Source organism: Streptomyces viridiviolaceus (genome assembly GCF_014650995.1).
Taxonomy (GTDB): domain Bacteria; phylum Actinomycetota; class Actinomycetes; order Streptomycetales; family Streptomycetaceae; genus Streptomyces; species Streptomyces viridiviolaceus.
This window is the reverse complement of sequence record NZ_BMWA01000010.1, coordinates 225,853-250,540: the sequence shown is the minus strand read 5'-3', so window position 1 is coordinate 250,540 and position 24,688 is coordinate 225,853. Positions and strand designations below refer to the sequence as shown.

23 protein-coding genes and 1 pseudogene are annotated in these 24,688 nt (G+C 73.1%); 10 read left to right on the top strand and 14 right to left on the bottom strand.

The genetic code is table 11. The features are described 5' to 3' along the window. Positions 1-9: 9 nt before the first annotated feature. Both IE260_RS16790 and IE260_RS16785 read right to left on the bottom strand, forming a co-directional pair. Positions 10-909 (bottom strand): aldo/keto reductase, encoded by a 900-nt coding sequence (locus IE260_RS16790; RefSeq protein ID WP_189872611.1) that lies wholly within the window; start codon positions 907-909, stop codon positions 10-12. A gap of 29 nt (positions 910-938) precedes the next feature. Further along, positions 939-1,829, bottom strand: coding sequence for a glycoside hydrolase family 19 protein (locus IE260_RS16785; protein ID WP_189872609.1), 891 nt, complete (start codon positions 1,827-1,829; stop codon positions 939-941). Positions 1,830-2,139: 310 nt separating this feature from the next. On the opposite strand from IE260_RS16785, the gene IE260_RS16780 reads away from it, so the two are divergent. After that, positions 2,140-3,195, top strand: coding sequence for an acyl-CoA dehydrogenase family protein (locus IE260_RS16780; RefSeq protein ID WP_189872607.1), 1,056 nt, complete (start codon positions 2,140-2,142; stop codon positions 3,193-3,195). Here IE260_RS16780 and IE260_RS16775 read toward each other — a convergent pair. From IE260_RS16775 to IE260_RS16765, 4 genes are all read right to left on the bottom strand, one after another. Then, positions 3,192-4,334 (bottom strand): LLM class flavin-dependent oxidoreductase, encoded by a 1,143-nt coding sequence (locus IE260_RS16775; RefSeq protein WP_189872605.1) that lies wholly within the window; start codon positions 4,332-4,334, stop codon positions 3,192-3,194. The genes IE260_RS16780 and IE260_RS16775 overlap by 4 nt on opposite strands. A 143-nt stretch (positions 4,335-4,477) precedes the next feature. Further along, the gene (gene ssuE / locus IE260_RS16770; RefSeq protein WP_189872603.1) at positions 4,478-5,035 is read right to left on the bottom strand and encodes an NADPH-dependent FMN reductase; all 558 of its coding nucleotides are present in this window, start codon (positions 5,033-5,035) and stop codon (positions 4,478-4,480) included. A gap of 353 nt (positions 5,036-5,388) precedes the next feature. Then, on the bottom strand, positions 5,389-5,466 hold the full coding sequence (locus IE260_RS43075) for a putative leader peptide (RefSeq protein ID WP_355726404.1): 78 nt from the start codon (positions 5,464-5,466) through the stop codon (positions 5,389-5,391). A 137-nt stretch (positions 5,467-5,603) separates the two neighbouring features. Then, complete coding sequence (locus IE260_RS16765) at positions 5,604-5,771, bottom strand: DUF8839 family protein (RefSeq protein WP_189872601.1); 168 nt, start codon at positions 5,769-5,771, stop codon at positions 5,604-5,606. A gap of 195 nt (positions 5,772-5,966) precedes the next feature. Here IE260_RS16765 and IE260_RS16760 point away from each other — a divergent pair, with 195 nt between their 5' ends. Then, positions 5,967-6,404, top strand: a complete 438-nt coding sequence (locus IE260_RS16760; protein WP_189872599.1) for an SPW repeat protein — start codon at positions 5,967-5,969, stop codon at positions 6,402-6,404. 87 nt (positions 6,405-6,491) lie between these two features. Here IE260_RS16760 and IE260_RS16755 read toward each other — a convergent pair whose 3' ends face one another. Continuing rightward, positions 6,492-7,259 carry an ArsR/SmtB family transcription factor gene (locus IE260_RS16755; RefSeq protein WP_189872597.1) on the bottom strand — a complete coding sequence of 256 codons (768 nt, stop codon included), beginning with the start codon at positions 7,257-7,259 and terminating at the stop codon, positions 6,492-6,494. A gap of 166 nt (positions 7,260-7,425) precedes the next feature. On the opposite strand from IE260_RS16755, the gene IE260_RS16750 reads away from it, so the two are divergent. Next, positions 7,426-7,689: a GlsB/YeaQ/YmgE family stress response membrane protein gene (locus IE260_RS16750; RefSeq protein ID WP_189872595.1), complete on the top strand. Its 264-nt coding sequence runs from the start codon at positions 7,426-7,428 to the stop codon at positions 7,687-7,689. 80 nt (positions 7,690-7,769) lie between these two features. Here the strand turns inward: IE260_RS16750 and IE260_RS16745 are convergent, their stop codons facing one another. Beyond that, complete coding sequence (locus tag IE260_RS16745) at positions 7,770-8,726, bottom strand: NAD-dependent epimerase/dehydratase family protein (RefSeq protein WP_189872593.1); 957 nt, start codon at positions 8,724-8,726, stop codon at positions 7,770-7,772. Between the two features lie 285 nt (positions 8,727-9,011). Between IE260_RS16745 and IE260_RS16740 the strand changes: the two genes are divergently transcribed. Beyond that, the gene (locus IE260_RS16740; protein ID WP_189872591.1) at positions 9,012-9,497 is read left to right on the top strand and encodes a nucleoside deaminase; all 486 of its coding nucleotides are present in this window, start codon (positions 9,012-9,014) and stop codon (positions 9,495-9,497) included. 217 nt (positions 9,498-9,714) lie between these two features. On the opposite strand, the gene IE260_RS42800 is transcribed toward IE260_RS16740, so the two are convergent. Continuing rightward, positions 9,715-10,404: a chaplin gene (locus IE260_RS42800; RefSeq protein ID WP_189872589.1), complete on the bottom strand. Its 690-nt coding sequence runs from the start codon at positions 10,402-10,404 to the stop codon at positions 9,715-9,717. A gap of 244 nt (positions 10,405-10,648) precedes the next feature. Between IE260_RS42800 and IE260_RS16730 the strand changes: the two genes are divergently transcribed. The 4 genes from IE260_RS16730 to IE260_RS16715 all read left to right on the top strand — a co-directional run bounded on the left by IE260_RS16730 (position 10,649) and on the right by IE260_RS16715 (position 16,108). Then, on the top strand, positions 10,649-12,226 hold the full coding sequence (locus IE260_RS16730) for an alpha/beta hydrolase (RefSeq protein WP_189872573.1): 1,578 nt from the start codon (positions 10,649-10,651) through the stop codon (positions 12,224-12,226). A 53-nt stretch (positions 12,227-12,279) separates the two neighbouring features. Then, on the top strand, positions 12,280-13,374 hold the full coding sequence (locus tag IE260_RS16725; RefSeq protein WP_189872571.1) for a baeRF3 domain-containing protein: 1,095 nt from the start codon (positions 12,280-12,282) through the stop codon (positions 13,372-13,374). 113 nt (positions 13,375-13,487) lie between these two features. After that, entirely contained in the window at positions 13,488-14,507 is a 1,020-nt protein-coding gene (locus tag IE260_RS16720) for a Gfo/Idh/MocA family protein (RefSeq protein WP_189872569.1), read from the top strand. A 272-nt stretch (positions 14,508-14,779) separates the two neighbouring features. Beyond that, a complete protein-coding gene (locus IE260_RS16715) occupies positions 14,780-16,108 on the top strand; it encodes a PP2C family protein-serine/threonine phosphatase (RefSeq protein WP_189872567.1) in 1,329 nt (442 codons plus the stop codon). Positions 16,109-16,132: 24 nt separating this feature from the next. On the opposite strand, the gene IE260_RS16710 is transcribed toward IE260_RS16715, so the two are convergent. Further along, the gene (locus tag IE260_RS16710; RefSeq protein ID WP_189872565.1) at positions 16,133-17,626 is read right to left on the bottom strand and encodes a DNA-binding protein NsdB; all 1,494 of its coding nucleotides are present in this window, start codon (positions 17,624-17,626) and stop codon (positions 16,133-16,135) included. 280 nt (positions 17,627-17,906) lie between these two features. Between IE260_RS16710 and IE260_RS16705 the strand changes: the two genes are divergently transcribed. Both IE260_RS16705 and IE260_RS16700 read left to right on the top strand, forming a co-directional pair. Continuing rightward, positions 17,907-19,049 (top strand): aminoglycoside phosphotransferase family protein, encoded by a 1,143-nt coding sequence (locus IE260_RS16705; RefSeq protein ID WP_189872563.1) that lies wholly within the window; start codon positions 17,907-17,909, stop codon positions 19,047-19,049. Between the two features lie 261 nt (positions 19,050-19,310). Beyond that, on the top strand, positions 19,311-21,293 hold the full coding sequence (locus IE260_RS16700) for an N-acetylmuramoyl-L-alanine amidase (RefSeq protein ID WP_229880826.1): 1,983 nt from the start codon (positions 19,311-19,313) through the stop codon (positions 21,291-21,293). A 5-nt stretch (positions 21,294-21,298) separates the two neighbouring features. Here IE260_RS16700 and IE260_RS16695 read toward each other — a convergent pair whose 3' ends face one another. The 4 genes and pseudogenes from IE260_RS16695 to IE260_RS16680 form a co-directional block, all read right to left on the bottom strand. Next, positions 21,299-21,796, bottom strand: coding sequence for a hypothetical protein (locus tag IE260_RS16695; RefSeq protein ID WP_189872559.1), 498 nt, complete (start codon positions 21,794-21,796; stop codon positions 21,299-21,301). 438 nt (positions 21,797-22,234) lie between these two features. Beyond that, positions 22,235-23,137: a universal stress protein gene (locus IE260_RS16690; protein ID WP_189872557.1), complete on the bottom strand. Its 903-nt coding sequence runs from the start codon at positions 23,135-23,137 to the stop codon at positions 22,235-22,237. A gap of 150 nt (positions 23,138-23,287) precedes the next feature. Beyond that, on the bottom strand, positions 23,288-23,530 hold the full coding sequence (locus IE260_RS16685; RefSeq protein ID WP_189872555.1) for a DUF397 domain-containing protein: 243 nt from the start codon (positions 23,528-23,530) through the stop codon (positions 23,288-23,290). A 142-nt stretch (positions 23,531-23,672) separates the two neighbouring features. Then, positions 23,673-24,517 (bottom strand): annotated as a pseudogene (locus IE260_RS16680) (alpha/beta fold hydrolase). Between the last annotated feature and the right edge of the window lie 171 nt (positions 24,518-24,688).

The following is a 24,688-nucleotide window of genomic DNA, read 5'->3' as shown; positions in this document are numbered from 1 at the left end:
CGGCGGGCGTCAGACCGTGGACGCGCCGCCGAGCCGTGCCAGGTCCTCCTCCGTGAGGCGCAGCGCGCCCGCGGCCACGTTCTCGGCGAGGTGGCCGGGATCACCGGTGCCGGGGATGGCCAGCACGTGCGGGCCCTGGTGCAGGGTCCAGGCGATCCGGACCTGGGCGGGGCTCGCGTCGTGCGCGCGGGCGACGGCACGCACCGCCTCGTCGTGGTCGGTGGCCGCCGCCTGCGGTCCGGCCTCGCCGGCGATGGCGTAGAACGGCACGAACGCGATGCCCTGTTCGCCGCACAGGCGCAGGAGTTCGGCGGTGGCGGGGGCGTCGTGGCCGAGTCCGTAGCGGTTCTGCACGCACACCACGGGGGCGATGGCCTGGGCCTCGGCGAGGTGCCGGGGTTCGACGTCGGAGATGCCGAGGTGGCGGATCAGGCCCGCCTCACGCAGTTCGGCGAGGGCGCCGAAGTGCTCGGCGATCGAGTCCTGCCGCATGCGGCGCAGGTTGACGACGTCGAGGTGGTCCCGGCCGAGCTGGCGCAGGTTCTCCTCGACGTGGGCCCGCAGGTCCTCGGGGCGGGCGGAGGTGCCCCACCGGCCCGACCAGTCGCGGTACGGGCCCACCTTGGTGACGATCACCAGGTCCTCGGCGTACGGCGCCAGCGCGCTGTTGATGAGCTCGTTGGCGGAGCGCAGGGACGAGAAGTAGAAGGCGGCCGTGTCGATGTGGTTGACGCCGAGTTCGACCGCCCGGCGCAGTACGGCGAGGGACCGCTCCCGCTCGCTCGGGGTGCCGAGGTGGAAGGCGGCACTGCCCGTCAGCCGCATGGCGCCGAGGCCGATGCGGCGGACGGGCAGGTCACCGAGTGTCCAGGAGCCCGCGGACTCCGCGGTGATCGTTTCCGAGGTCATCGGCGGAGTCTCGCACACGCCGGCGCGGGTCAGCAGTACAGGTTGCCGCCCGGCGGGACGCCGAGGATCTGCGTGAACTGCTGGTACTTGGTCACGCGGCTCTGCACCTGCGCCGGGTTCCTGCCGTCGCACTCCAGGGAGCCGTTGATGGAGCGGATCGTCTGGCCGAAGCCGGCGCCGTTCACCATGGCGTTGTGCGGGGTCATCGTGCCCGGCCCGGACTGGGTGTTCCAGTACCACAGGGCCGTCTTCCAGGCCACGGCCGCGTCGTTCTGCACCAGCCAGGGGTTGTTCAGCAGGTCGATGCCCAGGGCGTCGCCCGCCGCCTTGTAGTTGAAGTTCCAGCTGAGCTGGATCGGGCCGCGCCCGTAGTAGGCGGCCTGTCCCGCCGGACAGCCGTAGGGCCGGCTCCAGTCGCAGTAGTGCGGGTAGTTGGCGGTGTTCTGCTCGACGACGTGCACGAGTCCGCCTGTCTCGTGACTGACGTTGGCGAGGAAGGCGGCGGCCTCCTGCTTCCTGGTGGTGTCGCTGCCGGTGGCCGCGAAGCCGGGGTAGGCGTTGAGCGCGGCGGTGAGACCGCTGTAGGTGTAGAAGGAATTCCGGTTCGGGAACATCTGGTTGAACTGGGCCTCGGTGACGACGAAATTGCCGACCGGCGTCTGCGATCCGCCGTCGCAGGCGTACGGCTCCCAGTACCAGGTGCTGATCGTCGGGTCGTAGCCCGGGTTGGCGTGTTCGGCGATGTAGGCCTTGCCGTCGGTGTAGCGCACTATGTCACCGGCGTTGTAGGACTTCCCGGCCGTCCAGCTCGGGTAGCTCGAACAGGCGGCGGCGGACGCCTCGGCGGCCGGCAGGAGCACGGGCACGGCGCCCGCGAGGGCGAGTGCGGTCACCACGGCGGAGATACGGCGTCTCGACACGGGTCTGCCTCCTTTGCGGGGCACGGCCGTCCCCGGACAAGGACAGGGGGCGAGAGCCTTGTGCGCACGGGCCGGCCGGACCGGCCACGGCGTGGGGGCGGCCGTGGTGGGGGGTTGTGGAGGCACACTCAACCGTCTTGGTCTGTACCAGTCAAGGGTGTAGACCAGTTCAACTCGGCCCGGATCCGGCGGCGTTGGCGTGAAGAAGCCCCCTCGGCCGGTCGCCCGCAGGACGTGACGTGCCGCCGCATCCGTGACGCTCCCCGCTCCGGCGGCACGCTTCCCCGGAGGCGGTCGCGAGAATCTCCCCATGACCACCGCACCCCACCCGCTCGTCGCCCGCGCCCGCCGGCTCGCGGACGACCTCCTGATCCCGTCCGCACAGCGCGTCGACCGGGACGGCGTGCCCGCGACCCACATCGAGGCCGTCCGGCGGTCCGGACTGCTCGGAGTGAGCGCGCCCGAGGAGTACGGCGGGGCGGGCGCCCCGGACACCGTGGCCCGGGAGACCGCCGAGATCCTGGCCGGGGCGTGCTGCTCCACGTGGTTCGTGCAGACGCAGCACCACACGCCGGTGCGGATGCTCGGCAGGGCCGAGCCCGGACTTCCCGCGCGCGAGCGCCTGCTGCGCCCGCTGGCCACCGGTGAACTGCTGGCGGGCATCGCCTACGCGCACCTGCGCGCCTTCCCCCGGGTGCCGGTGCGCGTCCGCGCCGAGCGGGGCGGCTGGCGCTTCGACGGCACCGTTCCCTGGTACACCGGCTGGGGTCTGAACGACGTGATGCTGCTGGCGGGCGTGACCGACGCGGCCGAGGTGGTGTTCGCCTTCGCCGAAGCCCGTGAGCGGCCGGGCCTGCGCCCGTCGGCGCCGATGCGACTCGCTGCGCTGACGGCCGCCCGTACGGTGTCCCTGGAGCTGGCCGGCCTGTGGGTGCCGCGGGAGTCGGTCGTCCTGCGCACCCCGCGCGAGGAGTTCGCCCGCGTCGACATCCCCCGCAGCACCAACACCTCCCCGGCCGTCTTCGGCGTGGCGTACGCCGCGCTGCGCCTGCTGGACGGGGCCCCGGACGCGAAGGAGACGGCACGCGCGCTGCGTTCCCGGCTGGACGAGGTGAGGCGGCGGGCGTACGCGCTCGCCGACCACCCCGTCGCGCACGAACGCGTCGAGGAGCGGCTGGCGCTCAGGACGCGGGCGTACGACCTCCTGCGCGCTGCCACCACCGCGGCGGTCGTGGCCGGGGGCGGGCGCTCGATGAGCCTTGACAGCCCGGCCCAGCGGCTCGCGCGGGAGGCCATGTTCCTGCTGGTGCAGGGCCAGACGGCGCCGGTGCGGGGAGCGCACCTCGCCGCGCTGGCCCACGACTAGACGGCGAACGGCACCGGTGCCGCGGAGCCCGCCCGGTCGTCGTACGGGTGCTGCCACAGCCCCTGGGCGGCCAGGCGCGGCAGGACGCCCTCGCCGAACCAGTACGCCTCCTCCAGGTGGGGGTAGCCGGACAGGACGAACTCGTCGATGCCCAGGTCCGCGTACTCCTTGATCCGTTCGGCGACCTCCTCGTGGCTGCCGACCAGCGCGGTGCCCGCGCCGCCGCGCACCAGGCCGATGCCGGCCCACAGGTTGGGGTGGATCTCCAGGGCGTCGCGGGAGCCGCCGTGCAGGGCGAGCATGCGCCGCTGCCCCTCGGACTCGCTGTGGGAGAGTCCGGTCTGCACGGCCCGCACGGTCTCCGGATCGAAGCCGTCGAGCAGCCGGCCGGCCTCGGCCCACGCCTGCGCGGAGGTGTCCCGCGTGATGACGTGCAGCCGGATGCCGAAGCGCAGGGTGCGGCCCTCCCGCGCGGCCAGCGACCGGATCCGGGAGATCTTCTCGGCGACCTGCGCCGGCGGTTCGCCCCAGGTGAGGTACACGTCGACGTGCCGGGCGGCGACCTCCCCGGCGATGGGCGAGGAACCCCCGAAGTAGATCTCGGGCACCGGGTCGGGCACCCGGATGAGCCGGGCGTCCTCGACCCGGATGTGCTCGCCGTGCAGATCGACGGTCTTGCCCTCCCACAGCTGACGGACGATGTGCAGGAACTCGCCGGTGCGGCGGTAGCGGTCGTCCTTGTCGAGGAAGTCGCCGTAGGCCCGCTGCTCATGGCTCTCGCCGCCCGTGACGACGTTCAGGAGCAGCCGCCCGCCGCTCTGCCGCTGGAAGGTGGACGCCATCTGCGCGGCCAGCGTGGGCGAGACGAAGCCGGGACGGAAGGCGATGAGGAACTTCAGGTGCTCGGTGTGCCGGGAGACCATCGCCGTGGTCAGCCAGGCGTCCTCGCACCAGGCCCCCGTGGGCGTGAGCGCGCCGGTGAAGCCGAGGCTCTCGGCGGCCCGGGCGATCTGGCTCAGATAGGCCACCGTCGGCGGCCGGTACCGTCCGAAGGCGGTGGCCGGGCTGCCGTGGCCGCCGCCGACGACGTCGCGGCTGTCGCCGTTGGTGGGCAGGAACCAGTGGAAGGTGAGGGACACGTCAGGTCTCCGATCAGGGACGTCCGTGGAGCGGGCCGTGGCGGTGCGGCCGGGCGGGAAGGGCAGCGAACGGCAACCGGGCGGTGCCGAAGGGCGGTTCGGCGGGCCGGCGACCGGTCCGCCGCCTCGCGCGGCGCCGGGGCTCAGCCCGCGGCGGCCAGGACCGGGACGTGGGCGCCCAGGGCCAGCGAGAACTGGTCGACCACCTGGGCGAGGGCCTCCGCGGCGCCCGGGGCGACCGTGACCGAGCCGTCCTCATGGGCGGTGATGTCCCTGTCGAGCGTGAACCAGCCCTGCACGATGTGCGCCGCGCCCATGGAGTTCAGGACCGGACGGAGGGCGTAGTCGATGGCGAGGACATGGGCGGTGGAGCCGCCCGTGGCGAGCGGCAGTACGGTCTTGCCGGTGAGCGCGTACTGCGGGAGCAGGTCGAGGAGGGCCTTCAGGACGCCGGAGTAGGACGCCTTGTAGACCGGGGTGCCGACGACGACGCCGTCGGCGCGGGCGAACAGCTCGCCGGCCTCGACGATCGCGGGGTGCCGGAAGTCCGCGCCGAGCAGGGCGTCGGCGGGGATGGTGCGCACGTCGAGCGGGATCACCTCGTGGCCCTGGGCGATCAGCCGGTCGTCGAGATGGCGCAGCAGCCGGTTGGTGCGGGAGGAGGCGGAGGGGCTGCCGGAGACGGACAGGACGGTGGCCATGGGCCCTCATTTCGAAGATGGCGGGGCGCCCGGCGTCGAGGGCGGCGCCCCGCTGGAGGCGGTCTGGAGTACCAGTGCGCTCGGCTTCACCGGCTGCCGGGGCGTCGCGGCGGCCGGAGTCCGAGGGAGAAGTCGCACAACCGGCGGAAGTCACCGGCGTATCGGCCCGTCCCCGGCTCGAACGTCAGCGGCTGCACGGTCCGACGCAACCCTGTCGCGGAAATCCGGGACGACGGGCGTGCCGGGGATTTCGGTACATTCAACCGGCGTGAAAGAACGCCGCATTCGCACGGTGAAGGGGAAATGCGCGCGGGACCGTCACCGTGCGCAAAGCGGCGGCGGACCGGAAGCGATCAGGCCGCGGTGCGACAGGAAGCGCTGGAAACGCGTGCGAGATCGACGTGGCGTCGCCGCGTGAGATCCAGTCGCATGGTCATGTCGTCGATCGTGACAGCCGCTGGTGAGAGCCGTCAAGGAGTCCCCGATCCGTTCTCGTGTCGCGGACCTCGAATTCACGAGGGCGTCACAAGCAATGCCCTCGCACGCGCCACGCACGGGCAGAGCCGGATCACTCCTCTTCGCGGCTCGGCACCACCACGAGGAACGCGTCCGACTCCAGGTCCATCACCACGGTGGCGGGCTCGCCCTCCGCGCGGCGGCGTGCCGCGTACTCCTCCGCCGGCCACGATCCGCGGGGAGCTCCCGCGGGAAACCGCTCCAAGACCTTCGCCCCCATGGCGGCCGCCACCTCCACTGTCCGTAGATCGACACGTACTGCCGTACCGATGCGCGTGCCCGCGATCCCGCGAGACATGTGAGACCCCCACTGACCACTACACATAAGGGTGAAATAAGCGCAGAATGTATATACCCGACGCTTACGGCAAACCGCACCGGACGCGGTCGGCCCGCAAGTCAAAGGAGACGACTCATGGCCAACGTCTCGCACACCAGAGGTGACATCACCACTCACCCTGATGCCTCGGAAATGCGGGAACGCTACGCCCGCATGCTCGGTGGTCGCGATGTGGCACTCGTGGACGGACCGGTGTTCCTGCTCGGTCTGTACTGTGCCGTGTCCCCGTGGATCCTCCACTTCACGGCGAACCAGCCCGCGCTGGTGCCCCACAACCTGATCGTGGGCATCGCCATAGGCCTGCTGGCCCTCGGGTTCACCAGGGCCCCGGAGCGCATGTACGGCCTGAGCTGGGCCATGTGCGCCATAGGCGTGTGGATGATCATCTCACCGTGGATCGTCGGCAGCAGCCCGGACGCCGGCGTCGTGTGGAACAACATCGTCATCGGCGCCCTGGCATTGGTCCTGGGGCTGGTCTGCGCCGGCACGGCAGCGAGGAGCGCCAAGCCGTAGGCACACCGGAAGAGAACGCCGTGCAGGCCGACCGCACCAGGACCGGCCTGCACGTGCACGTCCGGCCCGGCTCGCCTCCTCCGCCACTCAGCGGCCGGGCACCTGCCACGGTTCCTGCGGCAGCGGACTGCCGGTCTCCAGGAGCGACTTGAGGTTGGACAGCACCGCCGGCCAGCCCGTCGCCACCTCGGCACGCGCGCCCTCGTCGGCGAGGTCCTCGTGGGTGACCGTGAGACGGACGATGTCGCCGTGCGGCTGGATCTCGAAGGTGACGCGGGAGTGCCGGTCCGGCCGGTCCTCCTCGTCGGGTGCCGCCCAGGTGGTGACCAGGCGGTGCGGGCGGTCGCGGGTCACCACGGTGCCGACGACGTCGGCGATGCCCGAGCCGTCCGTGCGGACGTGCTCCCAGCGTGAGCCCGGCCGCCAGTCCGAGACGTTGCTGTGCCCCCAGTAGGCGGCGGTCAGGTCCGCGTCGGTGAGCGCGTCCCAGACCTTCTCGGGCGTGCTCTCGATATAGGTGACATACACGAATGCGGGCTTGCCGGTCATGGCTTCCTCGGCTCGTCGCTTCACGGCGCCGAGCGCGCTCAGGCGCGGGCGCTCGAACTTGTCGATCCACCGCTCCTGGATCTCGTGGAGCGGGACCGGGTTGAGGTAGTGCAGCTTCTCCCGCCCCCGCCGCACCGTGCCGATCAGGTTGGCGGCCTCCAGGACGGCCAGGTGCTGGGTCACCGACTGACGTGTCATGTCGATGTCCCGGCACAGCTCCCCCAGGGTCTGCCCGCCGCGTTCGCGCAGCAGGTCGAGCAGACGCCGCCGGGTGTCGTCGGCGAGCGCCTTGAAGGCCCTGTCCATCCCGTGGACCCCGGGGTCGCTCTCTGATCGCACACGCCACGTTATGCAGGTAATTACCTGCATGTCAACGCGCCCCCGCTCGGTCACAAGGTGAAACCCGGACGGACTGTGCCCGCCTTCTGCGGGCATCCGCTTATTGCGGGGGTCTTGACGAAGAGGGGCGGAGATGGAGATCGACGGCATCATCAGTGCCATCGTCATCGGTATCGTCATCGGCATCCTGGGCCGACTCGTCGTCCCGGGCCGTCAGCGCATCGGCATCCTGTGGACGATCCTCGTGGGCATCGTGGCCGCGCTGATCGGTTCCTGGATCGCGAGTGCGTTCGACGTGGCCGACACCGAGGGTGTCGACTGGATCGAGTGGCTCATCCAGATCGGCCTCGCGGCACTCGGCGTGACCGCGCTGGACCGTTCGCGGGCCCGCCGCTGACGGCGTAGGGCCTGGACGGCGCACGTGGCGCGCCGGGGCGACCCGGCGCGCCGCACCGGCGCGCCCGTGACCGCGCCGCATCATCGCGTGAGCCACTCCCGGTACCAGGCCAGGGTCGCCTCCACCGTGTCCGCGAGCGGAGTGGGAGCCGTCCCGAAGGCCCGCTCGAAGGCGGAGGAGTCCACGATCTGGGGCTCCGTGTGCTGGTAGAACATCTCCGCGTACTCGGCCATGAACTGCTCGTCGAACGGCCCGAAGGGGCGGGGCTCTTCGAGGACCACGACGTCCAGGGCACGGCCCACGCGCTTCTCGATCATCGCGTGTATCTCGCGCGTGCTGACGGCGGGCGCGGTGGGCAGGTGCCAGACGCGTCCGTCACCCTCCGGACGCTCACCGAGGGTCGCCAGACCGGTCGCCACGTCCCGGATGTCGGTGTGACTGTGCGGCAGGTCGATGTCCCCGAGCCCGAGGACCTTTCCGCCGGTGAGCGCGCCCGGGAACACGGCGGCGCCGAGGGACGAGTTGAGCACGCCGGGGCCGACGAAGTCGGCGGATCGGCCGAGGACCACGCGGGCACGGCCCGCGCGGTGCGCGGCGAGGTACCGCTCGTCGAGTTCGGCGCGCATGCGGCCCTTGCGGCTGGTCGCCTGCCACGGGCTGTCCTCGGTCATCACCGCTCCCCCGGTCTCGCCGTACGGGTAGAGGGTGTCGAGCACGACCAGTCGGGCCCCGGAGTCCTGCACGGCGGCCAGGACGGCCTGCTGGACGCGGGGCATCACCTCGACCTGGAGGTGATAGCCGACGTTGACGCAGTGGTACACCACGGCCGCCTCACCGGCGGCGGCCCGAGCGCCGTCCGGTGTGCTCACGTCGGCGGCGAACCGTTCGACGCCTTCCAGGGCGGGCCCCCCGCCCTTCCGGTCGACGAGGCGCACGGGGTGACCCCGGCGGGCCAGTTCGCGGGCGAGGGCGGTGCCGGCGGGACCGGCCCCCAGGACGGCGTGCGGGGCCCGCGTCTGCGGAGTGGTGGCGGACATGTCGGTCTCCTCGATTCTGTGAGCAGTGCTCGCAACAGTTAGAGACTGTAACTCGCGCAGAGACGCCTAGCAAGCATCAGCTGCCCAGACGGGCGTCAGGGCTTGGCGGGAGACGAGGAGGAGCGGTCGGCAGCGCGCGGACGGTTCACGGCCCGTTCCCGCCGGCCTTCGCGGAGGCAGTCGCGCCGGGCGGCGCACCGGCGGGCGTCTTCGGGCTCCGCCGGGCGATGACGCGGAGCACGTAGGGTGCCGCAGGAGAGCGGATCACGAGGAGGGCCGTACCCCATGGTCGTGAAGGAAACCGAACTGCCGTACCTGCGCCGCTGTGTGGAGCTGGCGGCCGAGGCACTGGAGGCCGGGGACGAGCCGTTCGGCTCGGTGCTGGTGGGCGCGGACGGCTCGGTGCTGGCCGAGGACCACAACCGGGTGGCCTCCGGCGACCGCACCCGGCACCCCGAGTTCGAGCTCGCGCGCTGGTCCGCCGCCCATCTCACCCCCGGGGAGCGGGCCGCCGCGACGGTGTACACGTCCGGCGAGCACTGCCCCATGTGCGCCGCGGCGCATGCCTGGGTGGGCCTCGGGCGCATCGTCTACGTCGCCTCGTCGCAGCAGCTCACGGACTGGCTGGCCGAGCTGGACGTGCCCGCCCCGCCGGTCCGGGCACTGCCGGTGCGGGAGGTCGCCCCCGGTGTGGAGGTGGAGGGCCCGGTGCCCGAACTGGCGGAGGAGGTGCGGGCCCTGCACCACCGCTTCCACGGCGGTCACGGCTGACGGCGGCGGCCCGGCGGGGCGAACAGCGCGCCCCTGTCCGACGGCGAGGCCGGCCGGGGGGAAGCGCCGGGTGCCGTCTTCGACCGTCCGGGACCGGACCGGCGCGATCTCTCGCGGCCCGGACCCGGACACGGTCCGCCGCTCGGTGTCCGGGACAGGGGCGCCGGGCCGGTGGGCGCGCGGCCGGCCGACGGCGCTCGCGTGGCCCGGAGGAAGGTCAGCCGGCCGTCCCGGGCCGGAAGCGCCGGTAGAGGACGGCTCCGCCGAGGACCAGGGCGGCACCGCCCGCGAGGACGGGCAGGGTCTGGTCCGCTCCCGTCCGGGCGAGGGACGCCTGCGGCGCAGCGGCGTGCGGGGCCGGGGCCGGGGCCGGCTGGGCACGCTCCTCGGTGGGCTCGGTCGGCGCCGGCTGCGCCGGGCGGTCCGGGGTCGCGGGGCGGTCGACGCCGTTGGTGGACTCGTTGCCGACGGCCGGATTGCCGACGCCGGCCACGTTCACCGTGTTGCCGCTGACGTTCACCGGGAGGTGGACGGGCAGCTGCACCCCGTTGCCGGAGAGCACGCCGGGCGAGTCCTGTGCGCTGCCCTCGGCGACCGCTCCCCCGGCGGACGTGCCGCCGGTCGCACCGCCCTCGTCGCGCGCCGTCCCGGTCCCGCCCGCGTTGGCGCAGCTGTTGCCCGCCGCGGGGTTGAGGAGTCCGACCACGTTCACGGTGTTCCCGCACACGTTCACCGGCACGTCCACCGGGAGCTGCACGGTGTTGCCGGAGAGCACCCCGGGCGAGCCGACCGCGGAGCCGTCAGCGCCGGCGCCGTCGGAGGCGAAGGCCGCGTACGCCGGCATGGTCACGGCCATCGCACCGGACGCGGCGACGGCGAGCACACCGTTTCGGGTAACCCTTCTCATGAGGTTCCCTGCCTTCCAGAATTGGTCGCGGGCACTCGCCCGCACCGGATAAAACGCGGACGCACCATCCGAGTTATGGCTTATCCGCCTTTCACTCCATCGAGTGGCCCGTTTGTCGAACTAGCGGCAAAGCCGGCCGGGGGCGGGGCGTCCGGTCCGCCCGGAGGCGGGGCGTCCGGTGGCCGCTTATGGTGAGCGAGGGCGCCGTTCCCCGGTCCCGCGACGCGGCGCCCGGGAGGCATCGATGCTGGCCAAGCCGTCGACTCGGTCCACGGTCCGGCGCTGCGCCGTCACCGGAGCGCTCGGGCTGGCCCTGCTGGGCGCGGGGCTGCCCGTCACGACGGCGGACGACGACGGATCCGATCTGTCCCGGTTCCACGACCAGAAGATCACCTGGTCGGCCTGCGAGGGCATGGAGGCGCCCGAGGACCTGCAGTGCGGCAAGGTCACCGTCCCCCTCGACTACTCCCGGCCCGACGGGCGGACGCTCGACCTGGCCCTCGCCCGGTACCGGGCGACCGGTGACTCGCGGGGCTCGGTACTGCTGAACTTCGGCGGCCCGGGCGGATCCGGCGTCAGCGAACTCGCCGCCGCCGGCAAGGAGTTCATGCACCTGACCAACGGCTACGACGTGGTGACCTTCGATCCCCGCGGCGTCGGCCGCTCCTCGCCCGTCACCTGCGGCACGGCCACGGCGGACATCGTGGAGGCGACGGACGGGGACGAGGAGCTCAGGGATCCGAAGGACGTACTGCGGCAGCTGCAGGACGCCGCCGCGGAGTGCGCGAAGCGCTCCGGCCCGGTCCTGCCCCACATAGGCACGGTGAACGCCGCACGCGACATGGACGTGATGCGCCGCGCCCTCGGCGACGACAAGCTCAACTACCTGGGCTTCTCCTACGGGACCCGGCTGGGCGCGGTGTACGCCGCCCAGTTCCCCGACAAGGTGGGCCGGGTGGTGCTGGACGGCGTGGACACGCTGACGGAACCCCTGACCGAACAGGGGCTGGCCGGCGCGCGGGGACAGCAGACCGCGCTGGAGAACTTCCTCGACTGGTGCGTGGAGGACATCGCCTGCCCCTTCGGCCAGGACCCCCGGGCCGCCCGGCGCCAGGTCGAGCAGCTCGTCGGCTCGCTCGACGCGAACCCGGTGCCGTCCGCCTTCGGCGAGCCCTTCACCGGGCAGGACCTGGTGGGTGCCGTCGGGCAGGCGCTCTACAGCCGGCAGCTGTGGCCGTCACTGGAGCGCGCCCTCGCACAACTGGTCGAGCACGGCGACACCAGCGGCCTGGAGGGCTTCATCTCCGGCGGCGTCACCCTGCCCGTCCGGCAGGAGGACGGCGGCCTCACCGACGAGGAGGACGTCCCCCTCGACAACCTGCCGGCGGCGCTCATGGCGATCAACTGCGCGGACGACCCCGACCGGCCCACCACCGAGCAGGTCACCCGGTCCCTGGGCCCGCTGCGCGCGCGGTACGAGGAGGCGTCCGCGATCTTCGGCCCCTACCGGCTCGTCCAGGTGCTGATGTGCTACGGCCGCCCCAAGGGCACCGACTACATCCGTGACGAGGTGAGGGACCTCGACACCTCCAGGATGCTGCTCGTCGGCACGCGCGGCGACCCGGCGACGCCGTACCGCTGGACACAGGAGACGGCCGAGCGGCTCGGCCCGTCGGCCGTGGTGCTCGACAACAGGGGCGACGGGCACACCGGGTACGCATCCTCCAAGTGCGTGCACCGCAAGGTCGACGACTTCCTCCTGTACGGCACCCTGCCGCCCGACGGCAGTTCCTGCGGCGCCAGTGAGGACGGAGCCGGCTGAGTCGGCGACTTGCTCCGAATGCCCGATACGCGCATCCGCCCTATCGTGCTGACATGGAGCACGATCTCAGTCCCGCCACCCTCGCCGAGCTGCGGCGGCCCCGCCCGTATCCGGCAGTGTCCGTGCTGACGCCGACACACCGCCGAGAACCCGACAACGCCCAGGACCCGGTACGGCTGCGCAACGCGGTCGCCGAGGCCAAGAAACAGCTGGAGGACGATCCGGCGGTCACCCGCGAACGCCGCATGGAGGTCGCCCGGGAACTCGACCGGGCCCTCACCGAGGTCGACCTGTCGCACGCCGAGGACGGGCTGGCGATCTTCGCCGCTCCCGGTGAGCACCAGGTGTGGACGCTCGCCCGTTCCGTGCCGGAGCGCGTGGTGCTCTCGGACACCTTCCTGACCCGCAACCTCGTCGCCGCACAGGCCGCCGAGCGGCCGTTCTGGGTGCTGTCGGTCGCCGCCGACCGTGTCACGCTGTGGAGCGGCGGAGGCGACCGCGTCGTCGAGGAGCGCACCGGCGGATTCCCGATGGACCGGCCCCCGGAGAACTTCGACCCCGAGCGTCAGGAGCGGATCGGGGACGCGCCCAGCACCTTCCGGGACGAGACCACCCGCCGCTTCCTGCGGGATGCCGACACCGCCATGACGAAGGTGCTGCGCGCACACCCGCGGCCGCTCTACGTCACCGGTCCGCAGGCCGCGCTGGCACTGTTCGAAGAGGCCGGCAGCATCACCAAGGAGGCCGTGCTCGTCCCGCGCGGCGGCCTGGCGCACGGCACGCCCGAGGCCGTCCGGCAGGCGGTGCGGCCGGTGCTCGACGAGGAGGCCCGCGGCTCCGCCGACGCGGTCGCCGAGGAGCTGGTCGCCGCCCGCGGACGCAAGGAGTACGCGGCCGGGGTCGACGAGCTGTGGCAGAGCGCCCGGACGGGACGCGTACGGCTGCTGGCCGTCGAGGAGAACTACCGGGTCACGGTGCGTGACGCCGGTGACCATCTGATCCCGGCGGAGAGCGGCGATCTCGACGCCCGCGAGGACATCGTGGACGAGATCGTGGAGCAGTGCCTGGAGACCGGCGCCGACGTCCGCTTCGTACCGGACGGCATGCTGGGGGACGCGAACGGCATCGCGGGAGTGCTGCGGTACTGACGCGTGCGCCGCCCGCGCGCCGTACGGCCCTCTTGACGACCATGAAACCCTGTTCGCCGTGCAGGTGCCCGCCCCGGCGGGCGCACGGCGAACCGGGAAGGAGCCGGCGGAGGGTGAGCGAGCTGCTGGGTGTGGCGGTCCTGGGCGCGGGACACATGGGGGCCGATCACGTACGGCGTCTCGACCGGGTGGTGAGCGGGGCCAGGGTCGCCGCCGTGGCCGATCCCGACGCCGAGCGGGCGAAGGCCGCGGTGGCCGGGATGGACGGGGTCGTCACGCATACGGAGGCCGAGGCCGCGCTCGACGCGCCCGGCGTCGAGGCCGTGCTGATCGCCTCTCCCGGCGAGGCGCACGAGGAGGCGCTGCTCGCCGCCTTCGCGCGGGGGCTGCCGGTGCTGTGCGAGAAGCCGATGGTGCCCGACTCCGCGGGTGCGCTGCGGGTGGTGGAGGCGGAGGCCCGGCTGGGCCGGCGGCTGGCGCAGATCGGGTTCATGAGGCGCTACGACGCCGAATACCGTGAGCTGAAGTCGCTGCTGGACGGCGGGCGGCTGGGGCGGCCGCTCATGCTGCACTGCATCCATCGCAACGTGTCCTCCCCGCCCCGCTTCACCTCCGCGATGCTGGTCAACAGCTCCGTCTCGCACGAGATCGACGCGGCCCGCTGGCTGCTCGGCCAGGAGCTGACCGCGGTGACCGTGCTCCGGCCGCGCCCGTCGGCGAGCGCGCCCGAGGGGCTGCTCGATCCGCAGTTCGTGCTGTTCGAGACCGAGGGGGGCGCCCTGGTCGACGTGGAGGTCTTCGTCAACTGCGGCTTCGGCTACGAGGTCCGCTGCGAGGCGGTCTGCGAGGCGGGCAGTGCGCGGATCGGGGCCGCGCACACGATGGTCGTGACGGCGGGGGGCGGCAGCCGCGAGGAGGTGACGCAGGACTACCTCGTGCGGTTCGCGGACGCCTACGACCGCCAGGTGCAGGCCTGGGTCGACGCCACGCGGCGGGGCCGGGTCACCGGCCCGAGCACCTGGGACGGGTACGCGGCCTCCGCGGTCGCCGAGGCCGGCGTACGGGCCCTGGAGACGGGAGCCCGGACGGCCGTCGACCTGGCGTCCCGCCCGGCGCTCCACACCCCCTCGTAGAACGCAGGTCCGGCGAACACCAGAACGACAACGCCACGAGGCCCGCCACTCCGTCAAGTTCCGTAGAGATCCTGGGACTTGGCACTCCCGACGCGTACGCCGTTCGACCGTCGAAGTCACTCCGGGAAGACGCTGGCATATGCCAGAAGCACCACCGTATCGTGTGTTGCCAAATCCCTTACAGGGCGTCGTGGGCTGTGCAACAGTCGTAACGGTCCTTCCGCCAGCCTCGGTTCCGCCTTGGTCGTACCGTCTGCACACCGGAGTGCGTCATGCCGTCCCATCTCTCCGCGGACCGTCCAGCCGCCCAGCCGCCGGGGCGCGGCTCCGTCGAGGCGCTGATATCGCAGGCCCGGCGGCTCAGGGGCGACGTGGACGCCGTACGGCGGGACACCCGGGACGATGGAACGGACCCGCGGGGCCGCTGGCAGCGCGCGCTGTGCGACCTGGCGCTGCACCAACTCCGCGATCTTGACGAGCACTTGGCCCAGCTGCGGGACGGTCCTGCGCCCGCGCCCCGAAGCGGTTCGCTGCTCAGCCGGGTCGGCAGCGCGGAGTGGAACCTGCTGACCGACGAGGCCGACTGGTCCGAGGAGCTCCACCAGATCCTCGGCCGTGATCCCGCCGCTCCCCCGCTCAGCCTCGACGAGCTGCCGTCCGTGGTCCACGACGGAGACCGGCCGAAGCTGACGGCGATGGTCACGGACTGTCTCGTCGACGCCCGGCCCATCGACGGGGAGTTCCGCATCGTGCGGCCCGACGGCGACGTACGGCTCGTGCACATGATGGGCGAGCCCGTGCTCGACGCCGACGGCAGCACCGCCTCGATGTGGGCGGTGCTGCGGGACGTCAGCGAACTGCGCCGCAGCCAGCGGACGGTGAGCGAGACCCGGGACACGCTCCGGAGCCGGCCGCGGGACGCCGGGACCGGGCAGCGGGCAGCCGCGGTGCCACCGTGGCACGGCCTGCTGCGCTTCCCCGGGCAGGGACGCCCGGGTCTGGACCTCGCCGCCGGCTATCTGCCCTCCTCGGCGGGCCCGGTCGGCGGCGGCTGGTACGACGCCTGCGCACTCGGCGACGACGGCACCCTGCTCACCGTCGGCGAGCTCACCGGCCCCGCCACCGGCGAGGCGGCGGGCACGGCGATGCTGGTCGGTGCCCTGCGCGGCATGGCCGCCATGGCGGACACCCCGCCCGGAGACCTTCTGAGCCGGCTCACCCCGTTACTCGAGGCGACCGCCCAGCCGCCCCTGGACAGCGCCGTGTGCTGCGGCTTCCGGCCCGGGACCCGCACACTGCGGTGGGCGCACACCGGACACCCCGCCCCGCTGCTCTTCCGCAACGGAACGGGGCGCAGGCTGGACGGGCGGCACGAGGAGACCCTCCAGGTGGGCGACCTGCTCCTCCTGCACACCGGCGCACTGGTGCCGGGAGACAGCGGAGCGGCAGCGGTGAACCGGGTCCTCGCCCTCACCCCGCGCCTGACCGAGGCCCGCTCGGCGCAGGACGGCGTACGGATCGTCACGGAGGAGTTCGCCGCGATCGCCGGGACCGGACGCGAGCACGACGCCTGCGTACTGGTCGCCCGGGTGACGTCGTAGAAACCACGCGGGAAGCGGTGCCCGCTACGCCTGGGCGCTGTTGCCGGTCCTCCCCCTCCCCTTCGGCAGCGCCAGCTTGATCTCCTCCCGCAGCTCCTGGATCTTCGGGTAGCCGGCGTACTCGGCGGTGAGCCGGTACATCTGGCGCAGCCGGTCCCAGGTCCGCTGGGAGGAGTTGGAGCCCATCGACATCAGGGCCAACCGGGCGTAGCGGTCCGCCTGTTCCGGGTCGTCCGCGATGAAGCAGGCCGAGGCCATGGACAGATGGTCGAAGATCTTGGACCGCTCGCGGCCGTCGATCCTCAGCTCGAGAGCCTTCTCGGCGTAGTACTGGGCGTGCACCGCCGCACCCGGGTCGAACTCCGCCAGGGTGCGGTAGGCGAGCGCCGTCATGCCGTACAGGTCCTCGTCCTTGAAGGTCTGCATCCAGTCCGGCGGCTCGGTGTCGTTCCGGTCGGAGACGAACAGGTCCTCGGCCTGCCCGAGGGTGCGGCGCATCGCCTGGCCCTTGCCCATCGACGCCTGCGCCCACGCCTCGATGGTGTGGAACATCGCCTGGGTGCGCGGCAGCAGCCGCTCGCCGGAACCGGACTTGGCGAGCTTCATCAGGTCCAGCGCGTCGTCGGGCCGGCCCAGGTGCACCATCTGGCGGGCCGCCCGGGAGAGCGCCTCCCCGGCACGGGGACGGTCGCCGCCCTCGCGCGCGGCGTGGGCGGCGATGACGAAGTACTTCTGGGCCGTGGGCTCCAGGCCCACGTCGTGCGACATCCAGCCGGCGAGGACGGCGAGGTTGGCGGCGACGCCCCACAGGCGCCGCTGGAGGTGGGACGGGTGATGGTAGGCGAGCATGCCGCCCACCTCGTTGAGCTGGCCCACCACGGCCTTGCGCTGGAGCCCGCCGCCGCGGGCGGCGTCCCAGGCGCGGAACACCTCGACCGAGCGCTCCAGTTCCTCGATCTCCTGCGACCCGATGGGGGCGGCCTCGTAGCGGTCGAACCCAGCGGGGTCGGCGTGCAGGGGGTGGTCGAGGTCGGGAGCGTCGGCAGCCAGGACAGGGTCGGTGTGCAGCCAGTCGTGCATGGCGCTGCTGAGTGCGGATCCCGCGGCGAGCGCGGCGCCCGCGCCCACCAAGCCGCGTCGGTTGAGCATGAGGTCCATTCCCGTGAATTCGGTGAGGACCGCGGCGGTCCGTTCGGGCGCCCACGGCACTCCGTCGGGATGTTCAGCACTCCCGCCGCCCTGCCGTCTCCCCGCACGCCCGCGCCGTACCAGACCGAGGTCCTCGATGGTCACGACACGGCCGAGACGCTCGGTGAACAGGACCGCCAGCACCCGCGGTACCGGATCGCGCGGGATCTCTCCCATGTCGATCCACCGCCGCACCCGCGAGGTGTCGGTCGCCAGCTGGGGGTGGCCCATGGCCGCCGCCTGCCGGTTGACCAGCCTCGCGAGCTCCCCCTTGGACCAGCCGGCCAGGCCGAACAGGTCCGATAGGCGGGTGTTGGGTTGTCCGCTCACGTCAAGCCCCCAGGTTCTCGGCTGACTTGACAGTAGCCCGGGGAGAGTTGCCGGGCGACTATTCGCCACCGTTCGCCAGGGTGCGCCAGATGGTGTGCCACGGGCCGACGGGTGTCAGGTAGGAACGCGCCACCCCGACCGGTCGCCGCAGGGGCACTCCCCAGGGTGGTCCTCGGCGGCCGGGAGGGCAGCGCGACGGCTCTTTGAGACAGGCGCCGCCCTCGACGGGCGCGGCTTGTCAGGCAGGCACAGCAGGCACACGAAGGGATCTGTCTCGCCCATGTACGCAGCATCGTCCTCCGTGTCCGCTCCGCCCCGGTCGCTGCACCCCCGCCCGGCGGCGGGCGGCGGCCCCTACCTCGCCCCCGCGCGTCCGGCGGCTCCCGTGCTCGGGACGGGCAGGGCGCGGCGCGGCGCGGCACCCGGCACGCAACCCCTCAGCGGGAGAATCGACTTGTCCGGCCCCCAGGGCGCCCAGCTGCGCACGGCGATCGCCTCCGTGCACCGGATCTGCCCGGAGTTCGCTCCGGTGCAGGTGCTGCGCCGCAGCGGGCGGTCCGTGCTCCTGGTCGGAACGACCGGGCGCAGCACGGCCGTTGCCAAGTGTTTACTGGACCACTCCCCCGCGTGGGCGGAGCGGATCCGGCACGAAATAGCGGCATACCGCTCGTTCGTCCGGCACCGCCCCCCGGTTCGGGTGCCGAGGCTGATCGCGGCGGATCCGGACAACTGCACCCTGGTGATCGAGCGGATGCCCGGACGGGCGGCGGCGCTGCAGCGGCACCCGGTGGAGGCCCCGCCGCGGGCGGACATCAGGGCGGCGCTGGGCGCGATCTGCCGGCTGGGCGCCTGGCGGCCGCCGGCCGGCACCTTCGACGCCCCGCTGGACTACGCGGCGCGGATCTCCCGGTACCACGAGCTGGGGCTGCTCACCGACCGGGACCTGGGCGACCTGCAGAAGCTGCTGCACGGCATCGCTCACGCGGCCGGGCGTCAGGGCATGGGCCAGTTCTGCCACGGCGACGCCCTGCTGTCCAACATCCTCATGTCCCCGGCCGGTCCGGTGCTGGTGGACTGGGAGCACGCGGGCTGGTACCTGCCGGGCTACGACCTGGCGACGCTGTGGGCCGTCCTCGGTGACGCGCCGGCGGCCCGTCGCCAGATCAGCCAGATCGCCCAGTCCGGCGGACCGGCCGCGCGTGACGCGTTCCTGGTGAACCTGATGATCGTACTGACCCGGGAGATCCGTACGTACGAGACGGCCGTGCAGCGTTCGATGCACGACACGGCCCCGGCGGCACCGGGAGCGGCCCACCCGGGTGCTGCGCCGTCCGGCGAGGAACAGCGGCTGCTGCTGCGGCGGCTGCACGACGACTGCCAGCTGGCCCGGCGGGCCGTGCGCGCGGCGGTCGGCACTCGCTGACGGGGACGGCGGTCCGCGGTGTGCCCGCACGGGGCGCACCGCGGACTTCTGTGTTCCCGGATGTGTCCAGCGGCCATTGGTGTACGCCACTGACGCTCCGCAGGCCCGTGAGCGTCCGCCACGAAACTCGCCCATCCCCCTGCTGACGTGGGTAATCGCCTTTGCTCCTGCATGATTGACGGATCGTCGGACCGCCGGGTACCACTGACGGACGCTCGGCCCCGCACGCCCCGCCACGCCCGACCGTCACAGGAGGCTGCATTGCGAGGTTCCGCCCCCGTCCCCGATCCCACGCCCGGCGGCAGACGTGTCCGCATCACGGCCGGCGCCCTCGCCGCCGCGGCGCTGCTGCTGCCGCTCCTCGGCGCGGCCCCGTCCACGGCGCGGCCGTCCGACGCGTCGCCCGCCCCCGAGACCCTCCAACAGGCGTTCGCCACCGCGGCGGCCGAGTACCACGTGCCGCAGAGCGTGCTGCTCGGCGTCTCCTACCTCCAGTCCCGCTGGGACGCCCACGGCGGCGCGCCCAGCGTGACCGGCGGGTACGGCCCGATGCACCTCACCGACGCACGCACGGCGCTGGCCGGTGCCTCCCACCACAGCGAGGGCACCGAGGACCCGCGCGGCGACGACGCCCGGGCGCCCCTGCGACCCGCGGAGGCGAAGCTCCCGGACACCGCCGACCTGCCGGCCCGGCTGACGACGCTCCCGAAGGCGGCCGAGCTGACCGGGCTCAGCCCCGAGGACCTGCGCAGCGACCCGGCCGCCAACGTGTCGGGCGGCGCCGCGCTGCTCGCCGCCGCCCAGCGGGACCTGGGCGCGCCCCTCAGCGACGACCCGGCGGACTGGTACGGGGCGGTGGCCCGGTTCTCGGGTGCGGACGACTCGGCGACGGCGGCGGCGTACGCAAACGACGTCTACGAGGTGATCCGCGGCGGCGAGGAACGCACCACGGACGCCGGGCAGCGGGTCGTGCTGGCCGCCCGGCCGGACGTGGCGCCCGAGACCGGGCAGCTGGTCCGGGCCGGCCTGCGTCCCGCCGCGGACGCCGGAACCGAGTGCCCGACGACGGTGTCCTGCGAGTGGATCCCGGCGCCGTACAAGGAGTTCGGGGCGGGCGACTACGGGAACCACGACCTGGGCGACCGGCCCGCCTCCCAGTCCATCCGGTACATCGTCGTGCACGACACGGAGGGCGCCTGGGACGGGGTCCTGAACATGGTGCAGGACCCCACCTACGTGTCGTGGAACTACACGCTGCGCTCCACGGACGGCCATATCGCCCAGCACGTGAAGGCGAAGGACGTGGCCTGGCACGCGGGGAACTGGTACATCAACGCCAAGTCGATCGGCCTGGAGCACGAGGGCTTCCTCGCGGAGCCGGACGCCTGGTACACGGAGGCGATGTACCGCTCGTCGGCGCGGCTGGTGAAGTACCTGGCCAAGGAGTACGACATCCCGCTGGACCGGCAGCACGTCCTCGGCCACGACAACGTGCCCGGCCCGACCGCCGGAACCGTCCCCGGCATGCACACCGACCCGGGGCCCTACTGGGACTGGCGGCACTACTTCCAGCTCCTCGGCCGGCCCTTCGAGCCGACCGCCGGCAAGGACGCCGCCCTGGTGACGATCCGCCCCGACTACGCCACCAACCAGCCGGAGTACACCGGCTGCGAGACCAAGGGCGTACCGTGCGCGGCGCACGGTTCGAGCGAGGTGCGGCTGTACTCCGACCACGACGAGAAGGCGCCCCTAATCAAGGACGTCGGCCTGGGCACGACGCCGACCACCGGGGTGAACGACCTGTCCTCCCGGGTCTCCACCGGCCAGCAGTACGCCGTGGCCGACCGCTGGGGCGACTGGACCGCCATCTGGTACCTGGGCCAGAAGGCCTGGTTCCGCAACCCGGAGAAGAACCCGACGGCCGTGCCCGCCTCGGGCCGGCTGATCACCCCGCGGGCGGGCCTGGAGAGCGTCCCGGTGTACGGGCGGGCCTATCCGGAGAAGGCGGCCTACCCGGCGGACGTGCCCGCTCAGTCCGTGTCCCCGCTGCCGTACACACTGCCCGAGGGCCAGCGGTACGTGGTCGGTGACCAGGTGCCCGGCGAGTACTACTACGCGGTCACCTTCGACGACGCCTCCCACCGGGTGGTGGTGGGCAAGGACCTGTACTACGAGATCCAGTACGGCCACCGGGTCGCGTACGTGCGCGCCGCCGACGTGACGCTGGTGCCCAGCGGGAAGTAGCCGGGTCAGCCCTGCTGGAACAGCTCCGCCGGGAGCGGCTTCAGCAGGGCGTACAGGTCGTCGGTGATGGGGCGGTCCCAGGCGGCGATGGTCACCAGGACCTTGTCGCTGCGGTCGAACTGCACACAGGAGATCCGGCCCTCGGAGAGCTTCAGACGGCGCACGATCAGCAGGTTGTCGCCCTGCATGACGGGGACGTCCTCGCTGCCGACGACCGTCACCTCCTCGTCGTTCTCCAGGGCCAGCAGCAGCTGGCCCACCTCGAACGGGATCTGTCCCTCGGGGACGTCGCGGGCCGGCGAGCCCTCCGGCAGATTGCCGATGATCATCGCGGGGCCGCGGCCGCCGAACAGGTCGTAGCGCAGGAAGACGCCCTGGCAGCTGCCGTCGGGGGCGGGCAGCAGCCCGGCGCCCAGATTCCCGGGCCAGTCGCCCGGGTCCATGGCCAGTACGTCGAAGTCGGGCCCGGCGGGTGTGGCACTGCGGCGGCGGAGGAACGACATGCCGCCATGGTACGTGCACCAAGCCGCCGAACGGCGTGCGGGCGTGTGCCGATCCGGCCGTGCGGCCCTGCCGTGTCGTCCGGGGTGACGGGCCGGCCCGAGCCCGGACGATCACGGTCCCTGCCAGGGCCGCCACGAGGCCGGCGGCCTCGGCACGCGGGCGGCGGTGTCGGCGGCCCGTCCGGGAGCCGAGGGCGGGCAGCGTCGGCCGGGTTCGGCGTGGACGGCCGTGCGGTACGGGCCGAGCGTGCCTCGACAGCGGTCCGCGTGCGGGACGACGCCGGAGCGGGTCCGCGCCCCTGGGCCCTGCGGTCCGTCGGGTCGGCGGCGGCCCGCCGCGTCCGTCGTGCCGGACGGTCGAGGCGAGCCGGGTGTCCCGCTGAGGCGGCCGTGGCGCCGGTGACAGACACGGCGGGCTGCACGGGACGCCTGCGTGGGTCACTCCTCCGGCGGGGCCGGCGGCACCACGGCGATCGGGGCCGCGGCGTGCAGCAGGACCGCGTGGGTGACCGAGCCCATCATGCGGGCGGGCGCGAGCAGGCGCCGCCGGTGCCGGCCGACGACGACCAGCTCGGCGTCCCGGGAGGCGGCGACGAGGTTTCCGGCGGCATCGCCCGGAACGACGTACGGCTCGGCCCGCACGTCGGGGTGCCGTTCGCGGTGGGGGGCCAGGAAGCCGTCGGCGAGGACCCGGGTCTCGCTCTCGATGGAGACCTCGTCGATCACCGGGGGCACGATCTGGCCCGCGGCGGCCCAGGTCTGCACCGGCCACGGGTAGGCGGCGACCACCTGGAGCCGGGCGCCGCGCAGGGCGGCCTCGGTGAAGGCGAAGGACAGCGTGGCCTCGTCGGGGCCGTCCACGTGCAGTCCGACGACCACCCGGGGCCCCGGCTCGGCCGGCGCCTCGCCGAGCACCTCGCGCCCCGGCCGGGGCACCACGACCACGGGGCACTCGGCGTCCCGGGCGGCGGCCAGGCCGTTGGACCCGAGCAGCAGGCTGGTGAATCCGCCCCGGCCCCGGGAGCCGAGCACCAGCAGCTGGGCTTCCCCGCCCATCTCCGGCAGCGCGGCGCCCGGTACTCCCTCCACGCCGACGTACTCCGTCACCGGCGCGTCGGTCCGCTCCTCGAGGTGGGTGCGTGCCTGGTCCAGCACCAGGTCCTCGCCGATGTCCGGGGGGCCGGAGACGAGGACGTCGGGCTGTCCCCAGGCGGCGTACTGCCGCACGTGCACGACCCGCAGCGGCGCCTCGCGCCGGCGGGCGGCGTCGAGGGCCCAGTCCAGGGCACGCAGGCTGTCGTCCGAGCCGTCGACCGCCGCGATGACCGGCAGGGTGCTCATGGGTTCCTCACCTCCGGAGTACGACCTCCCCCTCCGGTCGCCAGCCTCGCTCAGGCTCGGGCTCCCGGAGGGTGCTCCTGGTCGCGTGTCCGGAAAAACGGGTGGAACACCCCCGGATCGGCCGGACGGCTCACCGGCCGGTCCGGCGGGTCACGTGAGGTCGAACTCTCCTTCCCGCGCGCCCGACACGAAAGCGCCCCACTCCGCGGGGGTGAAGATCAGGGAAGGGCTTTCCGGGCGGCCACTGTTGCGCATGGCGATGAACCCCTCGACAAAGGCGATCTGGACATCCCCCAGGCCACGGCTGCTGGACTGCCACTGCGCGTTGCTGAGGTCCAGCTCGGGCTTGTCCCAGCCCGTGAGCGGGCGCTGCTGGGTGGTGGTCTCGGCCACGTCCGTGCTCCTCCCGAATCGTCGTCCGCGGCCAGCCTAGCGATCGGGTCCGACCGCCAACAGGCCACCTGAGGCGTACCTTTCGCCAGACCGGTTGCCCGTGACCACACGGGTCACTCGGAGCGGTCCCGGCACGGTCGCCTCAGTCCTGACCGAGGAAGGCGACGACACGGCGTACGAACCAATCGGGGTCGTCCAGCCACGGATAGTGCCCGGCGCCGGGCTGGACCGCGACCTCGGCGTGCGGGAACGCGTCGGCGGCGCGGCGGGCCAGTTCCGGGCGCGGGCCGCCGTCGAGTTCGCCGGCGAGCACGAGGACCGGGGCGGTGCACCGGGCGAGGGCGGCCCGGGTCGCGGGCGGGTCGTAGGCGCCCTCGGAGCCGTAGACGTCGGCGGCCTCGTCGTTGCACTCCTCGTCGCCGCGCGCGGCGTGCTCCCGGGCCGGGTCGTCCCAGCGCCCGTAGAAGAAGGGCGTGAACACCGGGTCGTAGTCGCCGGTCCCCGCCAGCCAGCTCTCGAACACCGGGAAGGCGCCCTCGAACCACGGCTCGCCCTTGCGCAGCCGCGCCGCCGTCAGCCGGTCCTCGGCGGTCGCCGGCATGCCCAGCGCCCACGGCGTGGCGGTGACGAGCGCGAGGCGGGCCACGCGGGCCGGGTGGCGGGCGGCATACAGCATCGCGAGGCTGCCGCCCGCCGAGTGCGCGAGCACGTCCATGCGCTCCAGTCCGATCCGAGGTGGATGCGGAGCGCCTCCACGTCGTCCACGAGCCGGTCGCAGCGGTAGGTCGCCGGGTCCGCCGGGGCGGCGGAGTCCCCGGTGCCGCGCAGGTCGAGCAGGATCAGCCGGCGGTGGGCGGCCAGCCCGCCGAGGTCGCCCAGGTAGGCGGAGGCCCGCATGGGCCCGCCGGGCAGGACGACGAGCGGGTCGCCGTCGCCCCGGACGTGGTGGGCGAGGCGGGTGCCGTCGGACGCGGTGAAGGTCGGCATGGCCCCGATCCTCGCCGTCGCGCGGACCGGCCGCAACGGAGTTCCGCGGGACGTCCGGCAGAAAGTGCGGGCGGAGGTCTTGCCTGCGCGGACGCGGCCTGCGTTACTGATCCCCAGCACCTCGACCGAATGATCGGTCGCCCGGAATGATGCGGTTGGTGAGGGAGACGT